A 20,784-nucleotide genomic window follows, 5' to 3' on the forward strand; every position below is an offset into this window, starting at 1 on the left:
CTTCCGTGTTCGAAGGACGGATCGCGCGGTTCGACGCGCCCGGACAACCATTCGTGATCGACACCGTCGGCCTGGCCGACGTGGGCCCCGGAGAAATCCTCGTCAAGGTGACCAGGACCAACATCTGCGGATCCGATCTGCACGCCTGGCACGGCACCTTCGCCACCCGCGGGCTCGGCGGGCAGTTGCCCACGGTCTTGGGCCACGAAATGGTCGGCGCCGTCGCCGCACTCGGTGACGGCGTCACCGCTGACTCCAACGGCGCACCGCTGACCGAGGGGACCCGCGTGGTGTTCCCCTACTTCTACTCGTGCCACCGTTGCCGCAACTGTCTGTTGGGCCGGCGAGGCGCCTGCCTGAACCTGAAGATGGCCATGCTCGGGCGGGCCGACGAACCGCCGTACTTCGTCGGCGGGTACGGCGACTACTACCTGTTGCCGGCAGGCGCGGTGCTGTACACGGTGCCCGACGCGGTCTCCGACGAGATCGCGTCCGGCGCCAACTGCGCACTGTCGCAGGTGATGTACGGGCTCGAGCGGGTGGATCAGCAACTCGGTGAGGTCGTCGTGGTTCAGGGCGCCGGCGCGCTCGGCCTGTACGCGGTCGCCGTGGCGAAGGCGCGCGGCGCCGCCAAGGTCATCGCGATCGACGGGGTGCCCGAACGTCTGGAGTTGGCGACGGCGTTCGGCGCCGACGCGGTCGTCGACATCACCGAGGCCGCGACGGTCAAGGACCGCGCGAAAATCGTGCGCGCGTTGACCGACGGCCACGGCGCCGACGTCGTCGTCGAGGTGGTCGGTCACCCGTCGGCCATCGACGAGGGCCTCAAACTGCTCGGTCAGTTCGGCCGCTACGTGGAGATCGGCAACATCAACCTCGGCAAGACCTTCGAATTCGACCCGTCCCGCTTCGTCTTCGGCAACAAGACGATGGTCGGCGTCTCGCTCTACGACCCGGCCGTGCTGTCACGCGCGCTGACCTTCCTCGAGCAGCACCAGGACCACCTGCCGCTGGACCGGCTCGCCGCAGCGCACTACCCGCTCGACCACATCAACGAGGCGTTCGCCGCCGCCGACGGCAAGCGCGATGTCCGCGCCAGCATCATCCCCTGAGCGCGCCGCTCACCGAAGAAGGAACCCATGCACGAGTACACCCGCAAGACCCTGTTCATCGACGGCACGTGGGTGACCCCTGCCGGTAGCGGGGCGATCGAGGTGATCGATCCGGCAACCGAACAGGTGATCGGATCCGTCCCCAACGGCACGGCGGCGGACGTCGACGCGGCGGTCGCCGCGGCACGCCGCGCATTCGACCCGCTGATCACCGTCGCCGAACGGCGCGACCGCCTGGACCGGGTGATCGCCGCGATGGAGAAGCGCCTGCCGGACATCGCGGAGACCATCAGCTGCGAGATGGGCGCTCCGGTGCGCATCGCGCAGGGCGTGCAGACCAAGGTCCCACTGGCGGTGGCCCGGGGCATCGCCGATGTGCTCGCCACCTTCGAATTCGAAGAACGCGTGGGTAATTCGCTGGTCGTCCGCGAACCCTACGGGGTCGTCGGGGCGATCACCCCGTGGAATTACCCGCTGTACCAAGTGGTCGCCAAGGTGATACCCGCGATCGCGGCGGGCTGCACGGTCGTGCTGAAGCCGAGCAACGAGGCGCCGCTGTCGGTGTTCGAATTCATCGAGGCCCTCGATGAGGCCGGCCTGCCGCCCGGGGTGGTCAACCTGGTCTCAGGAAGCGGTCGGGTGGTGGGCGAGCGGATCGCCGAGCACCCCGATGTCGATGTCGTCTCGTTCACCGGGTCCACCGCCGTCGGACAGCGGGTCGCCGAACTCGCCGCGAAGTCGGTGAAGAAGGTGGCCCTCGAGCTGGGCGGCAAGTCCGCCAACGTCATCCTCGACGGCGCTGACCTGGCGACCGCGGTGAAGGTCGGCGTCGGCAACGCATTCCTCAACGGCGGCCAGACCTGCATGGCGTGGACACGGATGCTGGTGCCACAGAGCCGCTACGCCGAGGCACTCGAGTTGGTCGAGACGGCTGCCGCGAAGTACACCGTGGGTGACCCGCAAGACCCGGCCACCCGGATCGGACCGTCGGCGTCCGCGTCGCAGTTCGCCACCGTGCGCGGATTCATCGAGCGAGCCCAACGTGACGGGGCACGGCTGATCACCGGTGGCGCGAAGAAGATCCGCGACGTCGGCTACTACCTCGCGCCGACCGTCTTCGCCGATGTCGACCCCGTTTCCGAGCTCGGCCAGGAGGAGGTGTTCGGTCCTGTGCTCGCGGTGATTCCGTTCCGTGATGAAGAGGACGCCCTGCGGATCGCGAACGGCACTCCGTACGGCCTGGCGGGGGCGGTATGGGCGGAGAACCTCGACCACGCGATCGCCTTCGCGCGCCGGGTCCAGACCGGGCAGCTCGACCTCAACGGCGGACCGTACAACCCGGTCGCACCGTTCGGCGGTTACAAGAAATCCGGTGTGGGACGCGAACTCGGCCGCGCCGGCTTCGAGGAGTTCCTGCAGACCAAATCCCTGCAGCTGCCGGCATGACGTGTTCCGCTGACCGGACGCCACCGGTGTCTTACCGCTCACGCACCAGTTGACTGATCGGTATGAGCAACGAGATCGCGCTGTCTGAACTGCAGGATTTCATCGGCAGCTTCTGGTACCACTACGACGAGGCCCACTACGACGATATGGCTGCGGCCTACTCCGATGAGATCCGCTACGTCAGCCGCAGCGACAACGGTGCGAGCCCGTTCGAAGAACTGATGTCACCCGAACTGGTGGGGCGCGACAACGTCATGGAGTGGTTGTCCGACCACCGCAAGGAGAGCCCGTACCCGTTGCGCCACCACGCCACCAACGTGCACCGCACCGGAACCGACGGCGAGGTGACACGGGCGCGCTTCTACATCTTCGTGAACCAGATCGCGAACTACGTGCCGTTCGCGGTGTCGAGCGGGGTGGCCAATGTGGCCGTGCGGCGCGGCGCGAACGGGCTGGAGTTCACCGAGATGGAGGTCATCCTCGACACCACCAATTCGGTTCTGCTGTCCGAGTACTCGGCCGATACCGCTGCCTCAGGCGCCTGAGGTCGTGGACGCCAGGGAGACGTTCTCCGGCGGTGTCGCGGTCATCACGGGGGCCGGCGCCGGTATCGGCGCCGGCCTCGCCCGCCAGGCGGCACGGCTGGGGATGACGGTGGTGCTCGCCGACATCGACGCCGGTGCCGTCGCCACCCTGCGTGACGAACTGGTCAGTCAGGGGGCCAACGCGGTCGATATGGTGTGCGACGTCCGCGATTTCGCCGCCGTTGAGGAGGCGGCGCAGCGCACGTACCGTGAGGTCGGGCCGGTACGCCTGCTCGTCAACAACGCCGGGGTCGAACAGTTCGGCTACCTGTGGGACACCCCGGTCGAGAATTGGCAGCGGGTCGTCGACATCAACGTCAGCGGTGTCTTCCATGGTGTCCGGGCGTTCATGCCGAGCATGATCGAGGCGCGAACCCCGGCCTGGGTGTGGAATCTGAGCTCGATCGGCGGCGTCGCGGTCGTCCCACTGCAGGCGCCGTACATCATGAGCAAGCATGCGGTGCTCGCCCTGACCGAATGTCTGGCCCTGGAAGTGCAGCTGGCCGGCCACGATCACATCCATGTGCAGGCGGTGCTGCCCGGTGCGGTCACCTCGAACATCTTCGAGTCGGCCGGCGGCGTCACCGAGGGGGACGTCGACGCGGCGGAGGATCAACGCCTCGCGATGCTCGACATCAAGGCCGCCGCGATGGATCCCTTGGCCGCCGCAGAGGTGGTCTTCGATCAGGCTGCCGATGGCCGGTTCTATCTGCTGACCCAGCCGGAGTACGTCGGCAACGCGATGGCCGAACGCGCTGATGTGCTCAGCACACAGCGAGCACCGTTGCTGCGCACCAAGCCCCGCTTCGACCCGGCGCGGCACTGATCGTCGATGGCCGTCCCCCGGTTGGACCCGGACGCCGCCGCGCGCGTCGCCTCGTTCGGCGCGATCCCTCCGATGCGTGAGCGCGGCCTCGCGGCAGTGCGGCGCGCCGTCGAAGCGACGCCACACCCCGACGACATGCCGGTGATGGCCGGCATCGAGGATCGCGACATTCCCGGACCCGCACAACCGATTCCGGTGCGGATCTATCGCCCGAGCAGTGACGATCGAGCCCCGGCGCTGGTCTACTTCCACGGCGGCGGCATGGTCATGGGGTCCAACCACGCCTTCGAACCGCTCGCCAGGGCGCTGGCGGCTCTCAGCGGTGCGACGGTGGTGTCAGTCGAGTACCGACTCGCCCCCGAGGCGCCGGCCCCCGCACAGTTCGACGACGCCTACGCCGCGACCGCCTGGGTGGCGGACAACGCCCAGTCGCTGGGAGTCGACGCGTCCCGGCTCGCGGTCGTCGGTGACAGTGCGGGCGGCTCACTGGCCGCGGCCGTCGCACTCGCGGCGCGCGACCGTGGTGGACCGCCGATCATCTGTCAGGTGCTGCTGTACCCGGGACTGGACCGCGATATGGCGTGCGAGTCGATCCAGCGGCTGGCCGATGCGCCGATGCTGACCCGCGCCGACATCGACTACATGCACGAGCTGGCCGACCAAGGCGTCACCATCCCGCCGGATCAGTATCGATTCCCCGCCCTGGCAACAGATCTGGCTCGTCTCCCGCCGGCGATCGTCGTGACGGCCGAATGCGATCCGATCCGCGACTGGGGTGAGCGTTACGCCGCACGGCTGCGCGATGCCGGCGTGCAGACCACCCAGACCCGTTACCCTGGTGCCTATCACGGATTCCTGATGCGGTCCGACGCGACGGCCCGCGGCCGGCTGGCCGTCGCAGAGGTCGGCGCCTTGTTGCGAGCGAAATTCGCTCATCCGCTCGAGTCTTGAGAACCGCGGTCATTCCCTCCCGATCACCGGACAGATGCGGTCGACGAAACCGCTGACGGCCGCAGAATTTCAGGCAAGCCGGGCGCTCTACGCGCCGATGATTGAAGGAGATTCTCGATGCTTACTGATGAGCGGCGGTTGGAACTGTCCGATGTTCTCCGCCCGGCCTCACCGCCGCAGGAGATCGACAACATCTACACCGACGACCAGCGAGAGCGGCTGTTCGACGTCGTTCGGACACAGGGTCCGTGGAAACTGATCATCGCTCAGCACTTCGCATCGGCAGACGAATTGATGGCCACCATGAGTGGCGCCTTCCCCGAGGGATTCGAGCCGTCGCTCGACCTGTTCCTGACCCCGACCTTCCGCGGATACCTCGCGAACTACGGCGCGGTGCTCTACCCCGAACTGCATGACTGCTTCTACAACGAGAAGTTCCTGAACTACGCCAAGGGCTACTGGAACGCCCAGTACGCGAAGCCGGAGATGATGTTGTTCAACATCAACGGGCCGTGCGCCAACCGCGACCCGGGTCACCTCGACTCGCCCAGCTTCCGCGGCGTGCGTCACGAGAACGCCCCGACCTGGCTGTCCAGCGTGATGGGCAAATCCGGCCTGTTCCAGGACTATCTGATCAAGATGGCGCAGGTCATCACCTGGTTCTCACTCGACGAGGGCAGCGGCTTCACCTACTGGCCGGACGGTCCGCTCAAGGCCCCGAAGCGCGTGCTGCCCCCGGTGTACAACCGCGGCGTGGTGGTACAGAACGAGATGCTGGTGCACCGCGGTGAGGCGAACGGTCCTCTGGATCAGCAGGTCCCGGCCGGCCTGGCGTTCGACACCGTGTTCAGCGGCGACCAGACGGATCGCGACTACTGGGTGCTCAAGAACGGCGACGACGTCATCGCCCGCCACCACACGAACGAGCTGCGGTTCCTGGTGCACTGGTCGGCCGAGGTGTTCGCCGATTACGACGAGCTCAAGAAGAACATGGATCACTCCGATGATCTGACCATCGAGCAGGCCATCGACACACTCGTCAAGGACGTCAACGCGCAGGGCATCAAACTCACAATGCCCGACAACCCGTTGCACGACCCTGAGTTCATCCGCACCCTGAACGCGGCGTACGACCTCGGTGGTCCGGCGGAATACCCGGCGGAAGCACCGCTGTCGGCGTTCCAGATGGCCTGAGCCGACCGTGCGTATTGCCGGCAAGGTCTTCGTCGTGACCGGTGGAGGCAACGGGATGGGCCGGCAGGTCGTGCTCGGCCTGGCCCGCCGCGGGGCGCGGGTGGCCGCCGTCGACCTCGACGAACAGGGGCTCGCCGACACCCAGCGCCTCGCCGATGGCCCCGGGGGGACCCTGTCGACGCACACGGTGAACGTCACCGACCGCACCGCCGTTGCGGTCCTCCATGATCAGGTCATCAGCGTTCACGGTCAGGTCGACGGCGTCGTGAACATCGCAGGCATCATCCACCGGTTCGCCCCCTTCACCGATCTGGCGGGCGATGAGCTCGACCGCATCATCGACGTCAACTTCTGGGGGACGGTCAACATGTGCCGGGCCTTCCTGCCCAGCCTACTGCAGCGGCCGGAGGCCAACCTGACCAACATGTCGAGCCTGTCGGCGTTGATTCCGTTCGCCGGTCAGACCTTCTACGGAGCCAGCAAAGGCGCGGTGAAGCAGTTCAGTGAGGGACTCTATGCCGAACTGTGCGACACCAACGTCCGGGTCGTGACGGTGTTCCCGGGCAACATCAGCACGAACCTGACCGGGAACTCCGGCGTCGAGATGCTCGACGCCGGCGGGCGCAAGGTCCGCTCCACGACCCCGGAAGTGGCCGGGGAGAAGATCGTCAACGGCATCGCGCGCGACAGCTTCCGCGTGGTGGTGGGCACCGACGCGCGCCTTCTCGACACACTGACCCGCTTCTCGGCGAAACGCACCACGAGATTGGTTGCCAAACAGATGAAGTCAGTCCTGTGACGCGCACAGAGTACGACGTCATCGTGGTCGGCTTCGGCGCCGCGGGGGCGGCCGCCGCGATCGAGGCGGCAGATCGGGGCGCGCGGGTGCTGGTGCTCGACCGCGGTTACGGCGGCGGCGCCACCGCGCTGTCCGGTGGCATCATCTACGCTGGCGGCGGCACCCAGGAGCAGCTCGACGGCGGATACACCGATACGCTCGACAGCCTCCGCGCCTACCTCAAGCAAGAAGTCGGGGACGCCGTCACCGACGAGACGCTCGACCGGTTCTGCGCGCAGAGCCCGGAACTCATCACCTGGCTCAAGGAGCAAGGCGTCGAGTTCCGGGGTGGGCCGGTGTCGTCGTACAAGACGTCCTATCCGACCGACGAGCACTACCTCTACTACTCGGGCAACGAGAAGGCCCACCCATACAAGCTCGCCGCGCAGCCCGCACCGCGCGGCCACCGAGTCCTCGCACCCGGGATGAGTTCGGGGAAGGTTCTTTTCGAGCGGATGAGTGCGTCGGCCCGGGCCAAGGGCGTGGAGGTCGTACCCCTTGCGCGCGTGCACGGTCTCCTCACCCACGACGGCCGGGTCACCGGCGTGCGGTATCGCGCGATGGCGCTGGACCATCCGAACGCCCGACGGCATGCGCTGCTGACGAAGGCCACCGCGAAGCTGGGTACGTGGATGCCTGCGCTCGTCGAGGGGCCGGTCGCCAAGGCCGAGCGGCTCTGGGCCGACGCGGCAAAAGAGGGTGAGGCGCATGCGCCGGCGGTCATCCTGGCCGCGGGCGGGTTCATCCACAACCGGGAATGGGTGCAGGTCCACGCGCCGAAGTTCACGAAGATCTCACCGCTCGGCACCGCAGGCGACGACGGCACCGGCATCGCGCTGGGCCTCGACGCGGGTGGGATGACCGACAAAATGGGCAATGTGACGGCGTGGCGGTTCCTGGCGCCCCCCAGCGCATTGCTCGAAGGCCTCACCGTCGGCGCCGACGGACGCCGCATCGCGAACGAGGATCTCTATGGTGCGACGCACGGCAACGTGATGATGCGCGAGTTCGGTGGCGCGGGCTGGGCGATCTACGACGCGCAAACCTGGCGGAAGGTCAAGAAGCAGATCCGCACACAGACCCAGGTCTTCCAGCGGCTGCAGTTGATCTACCTGTTCACCGTGGGGCACAGGAAGAGCCGCTCGATCGACGGCCTGGCGCGTAAGAACGGAATCGACCCGGCCGGCCTGCGGCATACCGTCGATGCATACCGGCAGGGCCTCGCCGACGGTACCGGCGACCCCGCCTGCAAGGATCCAGACCTCTGCGCCCCGATGGCGACGGGACCGTTCTACTCGATCAACATCTCAGCCGCGTCGTCGATGTTCTATCCGATTCCCGGTTTGACGCTCGGCGGCCTGGTCGTCGACGATCGCACCGGGGAGGTCGTGCACCGCGACGGCGGGACCGTGCCCGGCCTGTATGCAGCGGGCCGCAACGCGGTGGGGATCTGCTCGAACAGCTACGTCAGCGGGCTCTCGCTGTCCGACTGCATTTTCAGCGGACGTCGCGCCGGGGCCGATGCGGCGACTAAGGTGTGCCGGAGCTAGGCGGCGTGGCCCATGGCGGCCAGTGCGATGCCGATCCTCACCTCGAGGTCGCTGAGGTTGACGACAGTCATACCTGGCAGCGGTGGTGCGGTAGAGCGGTATTGCGCGCCGGTAGGTGTGGTGAACGTCGCGCGGTGAGAACCGTGCTCGTCGGTGGAGGTGCTGACCCGCCAGCCGGGGGCTTCCTTGGCGTAGTTGGAGGCCTCGCATTCGCCCAGGCCGTTGGCCGCGCTGGTCGGTCCGCCGTCGCGGTGTGGCCGGGCGTGGTCGCGATGCCGAATCGGCGCATTGCAGTAAGGCGTGCGGCAGGTGCCGTCGCGCAAATTGATGAACGTGGCCAACCCCTTCGGGAACAACCGTTTTCGGGACTCCAGCGCGACAAGCCGCGCAGGTGGTGAAATCGTCGAGCATCTTGAAGTCGGCGCTGAAGTCGGCGCGCATGGTGGCATCGGAGCGGTTTGCGCGTTGAGGTGGCGGGAGAACTGCGGCGGCTGAACCGTAAAGACGCGTCCGAACTCTCCGATCAATTAAACCCTTCCGGAACCCTTCGTACGGAAGCGGCGAACCCTTCGGAAAATGAAACCCTTCCGGGGCCGATGCTGCGCGCCACGCTCGGCGGCCGGTACACCGAGGACCGCGCACCGGTGTCTTCTTCACGCAACGTGGGGATCCTGATCGACGCGACCAGTGACCGGATCATGGCGGAGATCGTCGAATGAACTGGATACGCAGCCGATCTCATCGCAGACCGCCTCAAAACCTAACGGCCGGACGGAAGCCGGAAACTGGCGAAAGTGATGCTCGACGACCAGCTGAGCGCCCCGGTAGCCGGATCACTCGCGAACAGCACCTGGCAGAACACGAAGCCACCGGAATGTGACCGCCGGGCCGCCTATCTGGCCATCATCGAACCGAACTTCGCGCGCCTCGAGATAAGCCCTGTCGACACCGTGCAGGTGTGGGCGCAACCGCAGCGCAGCCGGGTGCACGGCGCAGAGATCGCCGCCACGCACCGCATGCTGGACCTCGCCCGCGGTATCAAGGACCGAGAGGAGATCCGCGACGCCGCCGAGCAGCTCCAGGCCGCGAACGCCGCCGCCGGCAACTGCAACGAGTGCTGCGGATGGTGTAAAGATGGCCGATCGCAAGCCAGCACCGACGTCCAACTCAGCGGCATGGACGTACTGCTTAAACTCACCCGGCTGCACGACCTTACGAGATAGCACCTCGACCAGACGAAACTCCGCCACCGCTACTCCATGCCCTGCACCCGCTGCGGTGCAAACCTGGACGCGACGACGGCTCGAACATCATCACCTGCGACAACAAGGCATGCGGCGCGTCCTGGACCGAACGCGAGTACCAGTTCCTCACCAGTCTGTATGTCGATGACGAGAAGTCAATCAAGATCCTCAAGTATCCACTCGCCGAGGAATACTCACGTCTCGACAAGATCGCCAACCTAATCGAGATGCTGAGCGGCGATGCCACTGTCGACCACACCGGTGCCGGCCGCATCATCCTCGAGCACCTCACGGACATCCTCGGCGGCGAACACCCGCACATCTCACCCGAAGACCGCCAAACCGCCACCGACCGGGCCGCCACCCAGAAACGTCAGCTCGCCGAAGACAACTGGACATGGAAACGCGAACGGCCCTACGAGCGGCCGAAGCCGAAGGCGAAACCCGCGGCGCATGCGGGCGGCGTCAGACGGCAGCCAGCTCACGCAGCCTCGTCGTCGACACCATCCCGCGCCGAGCGGAAAGGCCTGCCCGGCGCCCGGGTGCAACCTCGTGCACGCGGGAGAATGCCCATGAGGTTTGACCTCCGCATCGGCGACAACGGCCGACCCGCATGCAAGTACGGGCAAATCGCTCGAACGGTGGTGTCCAGGGATCACCTCTGCGAGATACGCGGTGTTGGCCCGCTCATCGTTTTCAACGCCGACCACGACCGTGAAACGCGGAACCTCGGTCACTTCGCAGTCAAGTACTGGGTCACCGACGGCAACATCGCCCACATCAAGGCTGACAACGGAGAGTGGTTGTGGCGGCTTGAGCCCGCGCACTGGTGGAACGACCCACCGCCGCAGGAACTCTGGAGCGTCGAGGTTCTTCTCGGAAGGTGGCCAGACTTATGGGAATCAGCCGCGTACTCGATGGCGGACCAAACCCTGGCCGTGGCCGGGTGATTCACGTGAGGACAAACCGAAACGCGTCGCCCTCTCCTACCGGGGCCTCGTCCAGCGCATCAGTCAGGGCCAATGCGACGACCCGACCGGCGACCTTCACCGCCTCGACACCCACCCACTGGCAAGAGCTCGACATCCACTGGCACCTACCCAGACCCGACCTACTCGTCGACGCCGAAGACGAATGGATGTCCGCGCGCGACCTCGCCCACGCAATCGACCGCACCCGCAAGGACATCTACAACTGGGCCCGCATCGGCCACATCGAACAACGCTGCGGTCCAGACGGCGCACCTGAATATCGCGTCGGATCTGTAATCGACTACCAGCGGCGCCTGGCTAAGCGGAACCGCCGCGCGCAACCGAGCAGCTGACCGGTCCTTGCGCATGCATGTTTGCCACATCTACGCCACACCCCGTCGTATCCTGGCAAGTCTTATGCCACCAAGGAGTCACCGGCCGATCACCGAAGCGACCGCTAAGGAGCTCTACGCTCATGCGATCAGCTGCGGGCACCCACAGTGCAACGAGCCGCTCTACCGGGACGAAGGCAGCGGCGTCCGCGCCCTCAACTCCCGTATTGCCCATATCTGCGCCCGCTCTGAAGGCGGCCCCCGCTGGAACCCGGACATGCCGGAAGCGGAGAACCGAAGTGCTTCCAACCTCGTGGTCCTCTGTATCAGCCACGCGGACCTCGTCGACCAGAAACAACTGGTAGCCCAGTACCCCGTTGAACTGCTGCTTCAGTGGAAACAGGCGCAACTCGACGAGTACACCAGGGTCGTTGAGACGGGCCGCGTAGCCGGATGGGCATTGACCGACGACGAAGCTGCTGAGGTGGTCGAAAAGTCGGAACGCTCGACCACGATCAACCTGACCGCAGAGACCATCATCGTCGGGGGGATGGGCGGGCATCTCGGGGGAGCCGGAGGCGGCGGCGGTGTCATCGGCTCAGACGCGGCGACAGGCGGCACTGGGGGCGACGTCACGATCAACCTTGAAGGACAGCCAGGACAGTTTCCCGGCGCAGGAGGTGGTGGCGGCGGCGCTTTGGACTATCAAGGTCCCTGGCTACCGCACACAGGTGACGGCACCGCCGGCCGCGCACACATAGCTGGATACGACGGCGGCGACGGCGGCGACACAGTCATAAGCATTGGTGACCGCGAGATCCTGCGAGCCCCAGGTGGACGAGGCGCGCGTGCGGGATCGGGCGAGCGCAAGCAGACCGATCGCCTGCATGTGTCTGCCCTACTGCCAGCGAACGCCGTCTTCGTAGACAACGCGCTGGCCCACATCCTCTACGGCGGCTGGCGACACGTCGACGTGATCTTCACGCCCGCGCGTATCGAGATGCCAATGCTCGTCGTCGTCGAGGCAGGAGGCGTGGATGCAGGCGAATACACCATCACGATCGACTTGCACAGCCCCGACGGCGAACTCCGACTGACCGCCAGCCTCGCCCTCGTGATCGACGAGCCCGGCGATCTTGTCAGAGTCCCCTTCCAGCACACCTGGGACTTCCAAGCCGATCAACTAGGGGTTTGGCGAATCTCGGTCAGGTCTGAGACCAGCACCCTCGCGGTGTATGACCTCATGATCAAGCAACCAGACGCGCCTGTAGCCAGCTCCTCCGTGAAAGGCGTTGCTACGTAGTACGCTATGCCCTAAGCACCGCTATGCCCTGATGCGGTATGAGACTCGCGAAAGGTCGCGGATTTGCCGGACTGGGTCACCGTAGGCATATCAGTGGTTACGAGCGGTGGTTTCGCTACCGGTCTCTTCGCGCTTCTCAATGGTGGATTGCAGCGGCGACTCACCGCCCGGGTGGAAGACTCAAAGAACGCCACAGCCGAAAAGCTGAAGCAGGTGGACGCGTCGATAGCTGAGGCCGATCGCAAGTCTGCGCTTGCGCTCCGGCGCGATGACTCACGCATGACGACACTTCTTCAGATCAATCGATTGGCGGCCGACGCGATCGCGCTTGCGCACAACGCGACCCTTCCACCGCTGCCCGACGGCACCCCGATCTATCCCCAGCGACCGTACGCCAACGCAGGCAGGCCGGCAGAGGAAGTTGAACGCGAGACCGCGCGTTTACTATCTGACGCTTACTTCTTCGATCCCGAGCTCGGGCGCGCCACCACGCGTCTCCACGAGTGCCGGGAGAATCTGCTGTATGAGGCCCATGAAATTCGCACGCCCGTGGAGGAGTTCGACGAAGACGATCCTCTGGTCGTGAAGCTGCGCGATGCCGGACATGCAGTCCGCGAACATGTTCAGACCATGTTGACGAAGTGGGAGTACTGACCTAACTACCGAGATCCGGGCGTCGCCCGTGAATCGCACCCCACGCCGGGAGGTGAGCAATGGCAGCGGGAGTGGACACCAGACACGGCGTCGGCGCATCCGCCAGCCTCAACGCCTACTGGACAGTCGGCCAGGGCCGCGCCAAGTGGGCGACTAGCCCGAAACCCTGGACGACGCTGTACAACCTGCTTCGCAAATACATGAGCGACGCCAAGGCAAAAGGTTGGCCACGTCGGACTACGTGAGGGTGTTCGGTCATGACCCGGGAGCTGACCGCTGATGGCAGCACCGGACGATCCGATCGGCACCGTGCGGGCCGCGCCGGTGTCCTCGCGCTGCGCGCACCCGCATCTAGCTTCCGACCCGATCTCGACGACGACGATGGTGTCGACCTCAGCTGGTTCATCGTCGACATCGGCGGAGCGGAAGACCCCGTCGCCCTGGACATCGAGGACATCGAAGACCTGCTCGCTTTGTGGCCCATCGTCTACCAACCCTGTTGGCGCCACGGAGACCCGGTTCACTGTCGGGCACCAGGCTGAGGGTGGTCCGCGCTACTGGTGCACGGGCGTCATTTACGACACGACGAAGGCCATGCACCGAGCAGCTCTCCGCCACCGCCCAACGTCGGACGCCGACTCTATCGACGAGAGCGGCGGATGCTTCCAAGCCGCGGGCAGGGGACATCCCACGTACCTCGGCATTATGCGCCTCACTCGCGAGTACCTCGCGCCGGCTGCGGTCGTGCACGAATCCGTCCACGCAGCCCTGGTCTACGCGAAGAAGGCTAAGGATGTGAACGTCCTGCACCTCGACGCGTGGAGCGACGGGCAGCGCCTCATCGACAACGAGGAGGCGCTCGCCTACGCCGTGCACGGCATCTCCAGTGCCCTGCTCGAAGAGCTTGGCCTGACGGTCAGCGCCTGATGCCCCGCGCCCCGCGGCGTTGCCCAGGTGACAGCGGCAACTGCACGACACTGATCCGTAACACGCGCTACCGCCCTGAGCACACAGTCGCGTGGCAAGGTGAGCGCACAGCGTCGAGTCGCGTCACCTCGCATCGATCGTGGAAAGAGCGAGTCAGGCCGGAGGTGCTGCAGGCCGCCGGGTATCAGTGCCAGATCCATACCCCGGCATTTGCACCGGCTACGCCACGGTGGTCGACAAGGTGGAACCGGCGGCGCGCCGCCCGGATCTCGCCCGCTATCCGTCGAACTGGCAGGCCGCGTGCGATGCTTGCAACGAGCACAAGGCCCTGACTGCTGATCGCGGCCGCCGACCGCGCCGCTGAGGGCATTTTCGCAGGTCAGAGCGACATTCCGGTGACCCCCTGGCCTCCACCCCTCCCCGGGGCAAGACGGGGACGCCGCGCACCTGATCGGGGGTGGCGGTAGAGGCGGCGCAGCGTCGCCTTCGACCGCTTGTCCGACACCGCGGCGCGGACCAGGTGGCGCCCGACCGACGCGGGAATCGGTCCGTATCCGGCGATGTCGGCGGGCGCCTCGTCACCGCCGAACAGCGACTCGTCAGTGATCCCCAGGTTCACCGCCACCGGAACGGGAACGGCCGTTGGCCGCCCGGTCACCCGCTCGACCAGCGTGTCGACCATGACCTGACCCCGCGAGCGGATCGAAGGTGGTGTCCGCGGCCCGGGTGAGCGCGGCATAGATCGCCACGCCCTGGGCCACCGGCAGCAACGCCGACACATAGGTCATCGTGTCCGGGGCCGGGCGGCAGGTCACCGTGCGTTCGGCGGCGGCTTTGGCGGCCCGGTCGACCACCGCCTGCGGGTTGAGCCGGTAGGCGATCTTCTTGGCCGCCGCCTCGATGCGCCTGTCGCCCATGCCTTCCAGTCCCGGCACGTCCGCACACAGTTCGGTGTCCAGCACGCGGCGGTGCTCGACCGACAGGCACGCCGACTCGCGCACGATCAACGTCGCCCGCCATTCCGAGAGCGCCCCACACTCCAGCGCGGCCAGCGTGTGCGGCATCTCGTGCACCAGCGCCCGGGCGAATCCCAGATGGTGGTTGCCCTTGTTCGGGCAGTCCCGGCGCGCCAGCGCCACCTCCGAAGCCAAGCCCTTGCCGCGCCTGGCCGCCGGCAACCCAGCGGCCGCCTCCGCCGCCCGGCGCTTCTCGTCCAACAACGCAGTGGCCCGCGCCTGCGCAGCCGCCGCGGCCGACTTCGCGCGTTCCAACGCCGCGATCCGCTCAATCAGCGCCGCTTCGTGGCAGCGTCGTCGATCTCCATATCGAACATGAACCCGACGCTAGGTGCGACCACCGACGCGGCACCGCGGGCCACGCCGAGGCATCCACAGCGCCACATTCATCCACAGGCGCTGGGTACAGGACTTGACGATGTCAGCGCACCACCACGTCGCTCGGCGTCCGGGGCGCGCCCAACATGTCGCGGTGGGACCCCGGTTGCCTGCCGCCCTCGTCGGTGATCCCATACCGCACCGCCATTTCCGCCCCGATCACGGTGTGTCCGCTCAGTGCCTCGCGTGCGGGGTCGCGGTAGAGCGCGTCGATCACCCGCCCGGTGAATTCGGGCGTCTCGGCGTGCTCGGCCATCGCGGTCAGGCCTTCCGGGTTGCCGTCGAACGCGCTGCGCATCTTCTCGGTCAGCAGGATGCCCATCCAGATCGAGACCGTGTGCACCGGGGTGTCGCGGAAGTCGACCGCCATATCGGCGGCCATCTTGTCGACGCCGGCCTTCTGCGCACCGTAGGCCGGCCCGTGCATGTAGCAGACCGACCCCGGCGAGGACGTGAAGACGATGAGCCCCCGCGGGCCGCGCAGCAGCAGCGGTGCGGCGTGCCACGAGGCCACATACGCCGAACGCAGCCCCACGTCGAGGACATCGCCGAGCTCGAGAGGCTTGTCCCAGAACGGCTCTGGACGCGTCAGCGCGTCGTGCACCGCGGCGGCGTTGTTGACCAGCAGGTCCAACCGGCCGGTCTCCCCCTCGACTCGGGCGAACAGTGCCGCGACTGCAGCGTCGTCCCGGTGGTCGAGCGGCACCGCAACCGAACCTTCGCCGAGGCCGTCGACGGTGCGGCCGGTGAGGTACACCCGCCAGCCGGCGCTGATCAGCGCGCGTGCGATCCCCCGGCCGGCCCCGCGGCTCGCACCGGTCACCACCGCCACCGGAGCATCGATCTGTTCGGTCACGAGGAGAGACTACGGCGCTGCGTCCACCGTTTCGTCGACGATGGACAACCGGCCCTCCCGGACCGCGTCGACGATCGACTCGGACAGCTCGGAGCAGGACAGGAACACCGTCTTGCGGCCGTGTCCGGCGAGCGCCTCGCTGTCGCGCCGCTGCGGGCAGCGCTGTGCGGCATCGCCACTCCACTGCACGCTGGTCTGCTGCCAGCTGCTCTTGCGCGCCAGCACCTCCGCGCCGCAGGCCCGGCAGGCCACCGGCACCATGGGCGCATCGTCGAGCCGGTTATCGGGCCGAACGCTCATCCCGCACTCGTGGCCGATGCCCGCGCGGCGACGTTGGCGTCGACGATCTTCATCCACTCCTCCCGCGGACGGGTGGTGTCGATCTCGTACTCGAAGCGGTCGACCATGTCGGGGGTGACGTCGGCGACGTCGACATAGAACTGCTCATACCAGCGCCGCAGCTGGTAGACCGGACCGTCCTCCTCACACAGAAGCGGATTGTCGATGCGCGCCTTGTTCTTCCAGATTTCGACGTCCTGTTCGAAACCGATCTTGACGAAGTCGCCCAGCGAGACCGCGGTCTGCACCGCAAGGTCATCGGGCAGCGACTCTGATTTCTTGACGATGATGCCGTATTGCAGGACAAAGGAATTCGCATCGATCGGATAGTGGCAATTGATCAAGACGGTGTGGTGATCGGCCTCTTCGTAGTGGTACGTCAGGTCGTCGATCATGAACGACGGTCCGTGGTAGGAGGCCACCGAGGTGGTCCCGAGCATCCGCGGACCCTCCGGGGGCTGCAGATCGGCGCGACCCGCGCTGTTCATGTACTGGGTCGCGACGTGCCCTTCGAAGATGTTCTTGAAGTGCGTGGGCAGCGATCCGTGGATGTAGAAGAAGTGCGCCATGTCGACGACGTTGTCGATCACCTCACGGCAGTTGGTGTCGACGACCGTGGTGTACCAGTGCCAATCGGTCCACTCGTCGCTGGTGGCGCCCTCGATACGCGGGATCGTCACGCCCTCGGGCGGCGGTTTGCGCTCTGGGTCGTTCCAGACGAACAGCATGCCGTCCTGTTCGAGGGTGGGCCATGTCGCGGTGCGCGCCAAGCGCGGCGCACGCTTGCTGTACGGAACCTGTTTGCAACGGCCGTCGCCGCCCCAGCGCCAATCGTGGAACGGGCAGGCGATCTCGTTACCCTTGACCTCGCCCTGGCTCAGGTCACCGCCCATGTGCCGGCAGTAGCCGTCGAGCACGTTGATCTTGCCGTCGCCGCTGCGGAACACGACGAGTTTCTGGCCGAAGGCGTTGACCGTATGGGGTTTGCCGTCGCCGAAATCGCGTGTCAACCCCAGGCAGTGCCAGCCGCGGGCGAACCGCGCCGGTGCCGCGTCGGCTTCGATCTGCCGAACTTCGTCGATGTCGGACGTCATGTGACTGTTGTACCGCCGGACCCCGGCGCGGGACAGCACACGTTCCGCTCATCAGGAATAGTCGAGCGGCTCCCCTGCGACACCGGCAGACAGCAGGCTGTGCGCCTCCGGGTTGCCGTCGAGCAGACGCGTCGTCCGCGCCGCGATCCGCCAGGTCCCCGCCACTCGCCGCAGCCAGAAATGGTTGGCGGCCGCACGCCACACCACGTACTCGGCCGGCGTCTCACGCGAGGTCCGCAGCACCACGGATTCGCACAGCGCGACGGCCTCGTCCCCGTCGACAGTGACGACCGACGGGCCGAGGAAGTGACAGCAGCCGGCGGCGACAAGGGCCTGGTGGCCGTCGGATTCGACCATCGCGCGGATGTCGTCGCGCGTGTTCATGCGCCAACCCTCGACGTCGTAGCTGCCGTCTTCCGTCCACAACTGCGCGGCACCAACGGCATTCGCTGCATCCACGCAGGGGCCGTAGCTCGCGATGAGTCGCTGGATGTCGCGCTCGTCTTCGAGCCGCTGCACCCTCGCCTCCAGCGTCGCGATCCGGTCTTCGGTCACGGCAGCGCTCCGACGAGCCGCTGGATCGCCATGTGCGAGTCGAGGACGATCTTCGCCCGGTCCGGTCCGCTGTTCTGCGCCGCCCGTTCGGCGTTGCCGCCGGCGACGTGGACTGGCCCGTCACCGAGACGGTCCAGACCCTCCTGGGCGACCTCGGCGGGGTCGTTGACGATGAAGCCCGGGGTGTCGAACTTCAGGCCGACGCGCTCCATCGCCGGTGTGCGGGTGACGCCGAGGACCAGTTCGAGGACGTCGACGCCCTGGTCACGGAGTTCCAGCCAGAGGCTCTCGGCGAACATCCGGCTGAAGGCCTTCACCCCGGAGTACACCGCATGCCTGACCGCGCCCATGTAGCCCGACAGTGAGCCGACGAGGATGATGCCACCGCGCGACCGCGCGACCATCCGCCTGCCGAAATGCTGGGTCAGCTCGAGCATTCGGGTCATGTTCAGGTCGATGATCTTGCGCCACTCGTCCAGATCGGCATCGAGGAACGGGTCATTGCAGGTGCTGGCGCCGGCGTTGTAGATCAGCAGACCCACGTCGATGTCGGTGGTCGCCTCGACGATACGCGCGGTGGCGTCGGCGTCGAGCAGATCGAGGGACAGCGCGCGCACCTGGACGCCGAGTGCACGGCACGACTCAGCGGTCTCGTTGAGCGGCCCGGGTTTGCGGGCCAGCAGAACAAGGTTGAAGCCGTCGGTGGCGAGCGATCTGGCGAATTCCGCTCCGACGCCTTCCGATCCACCGGCGATGACGGCCCACGGTCCGTACTTGTCGAGATCAGTCATGTCACCGATCCAACACCGTGCCACTTGCGGGGCGGTCAGGTGTTCCGCTGACCGGACGGATCGATGCTGCCGTGGTGGGTGACGCCCTAGCGTCACGCCGGTGACGACTGCGCGTACAGCGACGATTCCCGCCGGACTGACCGTTCAAGACACCACCGTCGACCTGCTGGTGGTGGGCTCCGGTACCGGGATGAGTGCGGCGCTGGCTGCGCACGCCCGTGGCCTGTCGGTGCTGATCGTGGAGAAGTCCGAGTATGTCGGAGGCTCGACGGCGCGGTCCGGGGGCGCCTTGTGGCTGCCCGCCAGCCAGGTGATCGCCGGCGACGGCGGTGGTGACACCTTGCAGCGGGCCGCGACCTACCTCGGCGCCGTGGTGGACGGCACGGCGCCGACCGCCCGCTCGACGGCGTACCTCGAACACATCGATGCCACCGTCGACCTGTTGCGCCGCACCACGCCGATGCGGCTGTTCTGGGCGCGGGAGTACTCCGACTACCACCCGGAGCGCCCGGGCGGGACGGCGACCGGCCGCACCTGCGAGTGCCGACCGCTGGACACCGCGGTGCTGGGCGAGTATCTGGCGAAGCTGCGCCCGGGCGTGATGGAAGTCAAGATCCCCATGCCCACGACGGGCGCCGATTACCGGTGGCTCAACCTGATGTCACGGGTGCCACGCAAGGGCATCCCGTTGGTGGCGAAGAGGCTCGCGCAGGGTGTCGGTGGCCTGCTGCTGGGCCGTCGGTACGCGGCGGGCGGGCAGGCGTTGGCGGCCGGCCTGTTCGCCGGTGTGCTGCGCGCCGGCATCCCGATCTGGACCGAGACCTCACTGCAGAGGCTGGTGACCGACGACGGTGGACGGGTCACCGGGGCGGTGGTCGACCACCTGGGCCGGGAGATCACGGTGACCGCGAGCCGCGGCATCGTGCTCGCCGCCGGTGGCTTCGACCACCACATGGACATGCGCTGGAAGTTCCAGTCCGAGAAGCTGGGTGAGCACGCGAGCCTCGGGGCGGAGACCAACACCGGAGACGCCATCCGGATCGCCCAAGACCTCGGCGCCGCAATCGATCTCATGGACCAGTCCTGGTGGTTCCCGGCGGTGGCCGCACTCCCGGACGGCGATCCCAAGGTGATGCTGGCCGAGCGGTCGCTGCCCGGATCGATCATCGTCGACCAGACGGGCAGCCGGTTCGTCAACGAGTCGTGCGACTACATGTCCTTCGGTCAGCGGGTGCTGGAGCGCGAGCGCGCCGGCAACCCTGTCGAATCGATGTGGATCGTGTTCGACCAGCAGTACCGCAACAGCTATGTCTTCGCCGCGGAGCTGTTCCCGCGGATGCCGATTCCGAAGGCCTGGTACGACGCGGGCATCGCGCACCGCTCGGACAGCCTCGAGGACCTCGGCCGGCGAATGGGTGTGCCCCATCCGCAGTTCGCGGCCACCGTCGACCGGTTCAACGAGATGGCCCGTGCGGGGCAGGACTCCGACTTCGAGCGGGGCCGCAGCGCTTACGACCGCTACTACGGCGACCTCACCGTCACTCCGAACCCGAACCTGCGGGCACTCGACCGTGGACCGTTCTACGCCGTCAGAATGGTGCTCAGCGACCTCGGCACATGCGGTGGCCTGCGCGCCGACGAGCGCGCCCGGGTGCTGCGGGAGGACGGCACTGCGGTCGACGGCCTCTACGCGATCGGCAATACCGCCGCCAACGCCTTCGGGGCGACGTACCCCGGCGCCGGGGCGACGATCGCCCAGGGTCTTGTGTACGGCTACATCGCCGCACAGGATGCAGCAGGGGCGGGACCACACGTCTAGACAG

At 66.9% G+C, this 20,784-nt stretch carries 22 protein-coding genes and 2 pseudogenes; 17 read left to right on the forward strand and 7 right to left on the reverse strand.

What is annotated here, in order from left to right; translation table 11 throughout:
* Positions 1-5 precede the first annotated feature (5 nt).
* The 8 genes from G6N30_RS19200 to G6N30_RS19235 all read left to right on the forward strand — a co-directional run bounded on the left by G6N30_RS19200 (position 6) and on the right by G6N30_RS19235 (position 8,501).
* Positions 6-1,112, forward strand: a complete 1,107-nt coding sequence (locus G6N30_RS19200; RefSeq protein ID WP_134058083.1) for a zinc-binding dehydrogenase — start codon at positions 6-8, stop codon at positions 1,110-1,112.
* Positions 1,113-1,139: 27 nt separating this feature from the next.
* Entirely contained in the window at positions 1,140-2,558 is a 1,419-nt protein-coding gene (locus G6N30_RS19205) for an aldehyde dehydrogenase family protein (protein WP_134058084.1), read from the forward strand.
* Positions 2,559-2,620: 62 nt separating this feature from the next.
* Positions 2,621-3,103, forward strand: coding sequence for a nuclear transport factor 2 family protein (locus tag G6N30_RS19210; RefSeq protein WP_134058086.1), 483 nt, complete (start codon positions 2,621-2,623; stop codon positions 3,101-3,103).
* 4 nt (positions 3,104-3,107) lie between these two features.
* Positions 3,108-3,968, forward strand: a complete 861-nt coding sequence (locus tag G6N30_RS19215) for an SDR family NAD(P)-dependent oxidoreductase (RefSeq protein ID WP_134058088.1) — start codon at positions 3,108-3,110, stop codon at positions 3,966-3,968.
* Positions 3,969-3,974: 6 nt separating this feature from the next.
* A complete protein-coding gene (locus G6N30_RS19220; protein WP_134058090.1) occupies positions 3,975-4,919 on the forward strand; it encodes an alpha/beta hydrolase in 945 nt (314 codons plus the stop codon).
* A 117-nt stretch (positions 4,920-5,036) separates the two neighbouring features.
* Positions 5,037-6,113: a hypothetical protein gene (locus G6N30_RS19225; protein ID WP_134058092.1), complete on the forward strand. Its 1,077-nt coding sequence runs from the start codon at positions 5,037-5,039 to the stop codon at positions 6,111-6,113.
* 7 nt (positions 6,114-6,120) lie between these two features.
* Positions 6,121-6,912: an SDR family NAD(P)-dependent oxidoreductase gene (locus G6N30_RS19230; protein ID WP_134058094.1), complete on the forward strand. Its 792-nt coding sequence runs from the start codon at positions 6,121-6,123 to the stop codon at positions 6,910-6,912.
* Positions 6,909-8,501: an FAD-binding protein gene (locus tag G6N30_RS19235; RefSeq protein WP_134058096.1), complete on the forward strand. Its 1,593-nt coding sequence runs from the start codon at positions 6,909-6,911 to the stop codon at positions 8,499-8,501. The genes G6N30_RS19230 and G6N30_RS19235 overlap by 4 nt, the downstream gene beginning before the upstream one ends.
* Here G6N30_RS19235 and G6N30_RS19240 read toward each other — a convergent pair.
* Positions 8,498-8,884 (reverse strand): annotated as a pseudogene (locus G6N30_RS19240) (HNH endonuclease); the annotation flags it as partial. The gene G6N30_RS19235 and the pseudogene G6N30_RS19240 sit on opposite strands and share 4 nt — an antisense overlap.
* An 87-nt stretch (positions 8,885-8,971) precedes the next feature.
* On the opposite strand from G6N30_RS19240, the gene G6N30_RS19245 reads away from it, so the two are divergent.
* From G6N30_RS19245 to G6N30_RS19280, 8 genes are all read left to right on the forward strand, one after another.
* Positions 8,972-9,220: a hypothetical protein gene (locus G6N30_RS19245; RefSeq protein ID WP_134058097.1), complete on the forward strand. Its 249-nt coding sequence runs from the start codon at positions 8,972-8,974 to the stop codon at positions 9,218-9,220.
* A gap of 75 nt (positions 9,221-9,295) precedes the next feature.
* Positions 9,296-9,724 carry a hypothetical protein gene (locus tag G6N30_RS19250; protein WP_134058099.1) on the forward strand — a complete coding sequence of 143 codons (429 nt, stop codon included), beginning with the start codon at positions 9,296-9,298 and terminating at the stop codon, positions 9,722-9,724.
* A 248-nt stretch (positions 9,725-9,972) separates the two neighbouring features.
* Complete coding sequence (locus G6N30_RS19255; RefSeq protein WP_134058101.1) at positions 9,973-10,695, forward strand: hypothetical protein; 723 nt, start codon at positions 9,973-9,975, stop codon at positions 10,693-10,695.
* A gap of 188 nt (positions 10,696-10,883) precedes the next feature.
* Positions 10,884-11,069 carry a hypothetical protein gene (locus tag G6N30_RS19260; RefSeq protein WP_134058103.1) on the forward strand — a complete coding sequence of 62 codons (186 nt, stop codon included), beginning with the start codon at positions 10,884-10,886 and terminating at the stop codon, positions 11,067-11,069.
* A gap of 256 nt (positions 11,070-11,325) precedes the next feature.
* On the forward strand, positions 11,326-12,351 hold the full coding sequence (locus G6N30_RS19265) for a hypothetical protein (RefSeq protein WP_134058104.1): 1,026 nt from the start codon (positions 11,326-11,328) through the stop codon (positions 12,349-12,351).
* Positions 12,352-12,414: 63 nt separating this feature from the next.
* Positions 12,415-13,005 carry a hypothetical protein gene (locus tag G6N30_RS19270; RefSeq protein WP_134058106.1) on the forward strand — a complete coding sequence of 197 codons (591 nt, stop codon included), beginning with the start codon at positions 12,415-12,417 and terminating at the stop codon, positions 13,003-13,005.
* Positions 13,006-13,262: 257 nt separating this feature from the next.
* Entirely contained in the window at positions 13,263-13,547 is a 285-nt protein-coding gene (locus G6N30_RS19275) for a hypothetical protein (RefSeq protein WP_134058108.1), read from the forward strand.
* Positions 13,548-13,710: 163 nt separating this feature from the next.
* Positions 13,711-13,932 (forward strand): hypothetical protein, encoded by a 222-nt coding sequence (locus G6N30_RS19280; RefSeq protein WP_134058110.1) that lies wholly within the window; start codon positions 13,711-13,713, stop codon positions 13,930-13,932.
* A gap of 421 nt (positions 13,933-14,353) precedes the next feature.
* On the opposite strand, the pseudogene G6N30_RS19285 reads toward G6N30_RS19280, so the two are convergent.
* The 6 genes and pseudogenes from G6N30_RS19285 to G6N30_RS19310 form a co-directional block, all read right to left on the reverse strand.
* Positions 14,354-15,224: pseudogene (locus G6N30_RS19285) on the reverse strand (DUF222 domain-containing protein); the annotation flags it as partial.
* 145 nt (positions 15,225-15,369) lie between these two features.
* A complete protein-coding gene (locus G6N30_RS19290; RefSeq protein ID WP_163687676.1) occupies positions 15,370-16,182 on the reverse strand; it encodes an SDR family NAD(P)-dependent oxidoreductase in 813 nt (270 codons plus the stop codon).
* Positions 16,183-16,191: 9 nt separating this feature from the next.
* Positions 16,192-16,482 carry a ferredoxin gene (locus tag G6N30_RS19295; RefSeq protein WP_134058112.1) on the reverse strand — a complete coding sequence of 97 codons (291 nt, stop codon included), beginning with the start codon at positions 16,480-16,482 and terminating at the stop codon, positions 16,192-16,194.
* Positions 16,479-17,615, reverse strand: coding sequence for a 3-ketosteroid-9-alpha-monooxygenase, oxygenase component (locus tag G6N30_RS19300; protein ID WP_134058114.1), 1,137 nt, complete (start codon positions 17,613-17,615; stop codon positions 16,479-16,481). Before G6N30_RS19300 ends, G6N30_RS19295 begins: the two co-directional genes overlap by 4 nt.
* 51 nt (positions 17,616-17,666) lie before the next feature.
* Positions 17,667-18,170, reverse strand: coding sequence for a nuclear transport factor 2 family protein (locus G6N30_RS19305; RefSeq protein ID WP_134058116.1), 504 nt, complete (start codon positions 18,168-18,170; stop codon positions 17,667-17,669).
* Positions 18,167-18,961: an SDR family NAD(P)-dependent oxidoreductase gene (locus tag G6N30_RS19310; protein ID WP_134058118.1), complete on the reverse strand. Its 795-nt coding sequence runs from the start codon at positions 18,959-18,961 to the stop codon at positions 18,167-18,169. The genes G6N30_RS19305 and G6N30_RS19310 overlap by 4 nt, the downstream gene beginning before the upstream one ends.
* Before the next feature lie 100 nt (positions 18,962-19,061).
* On the opposite strand from G6N30_RS19310, the gene G6N30_RS19315 reads away from it, so the two are divergent.
* Positions 19,062-20,780, forward strand: a complete 1,719-nt coding sequence (locus G6N30_RS19315) for a 3-ketosteroid-delta-1-dehydrogenase (RefSeq protein WP_134058119.1) — start codon at positions 19,062-19,064, stop codon at positions 20,778-20,780.
* Positions 20,781-20,784 lie beyond the last annotated feature (4 nt).

It is taken from the genome of Mycolicibacterium litorale, assembly GCF_010731695.1.
GTDB lineage: Bacteria > Actinomycetota > Actinomycetes > Mycobacteriales > Mycobacteriaceae > Mycobacterium > Mycobacterium litorale.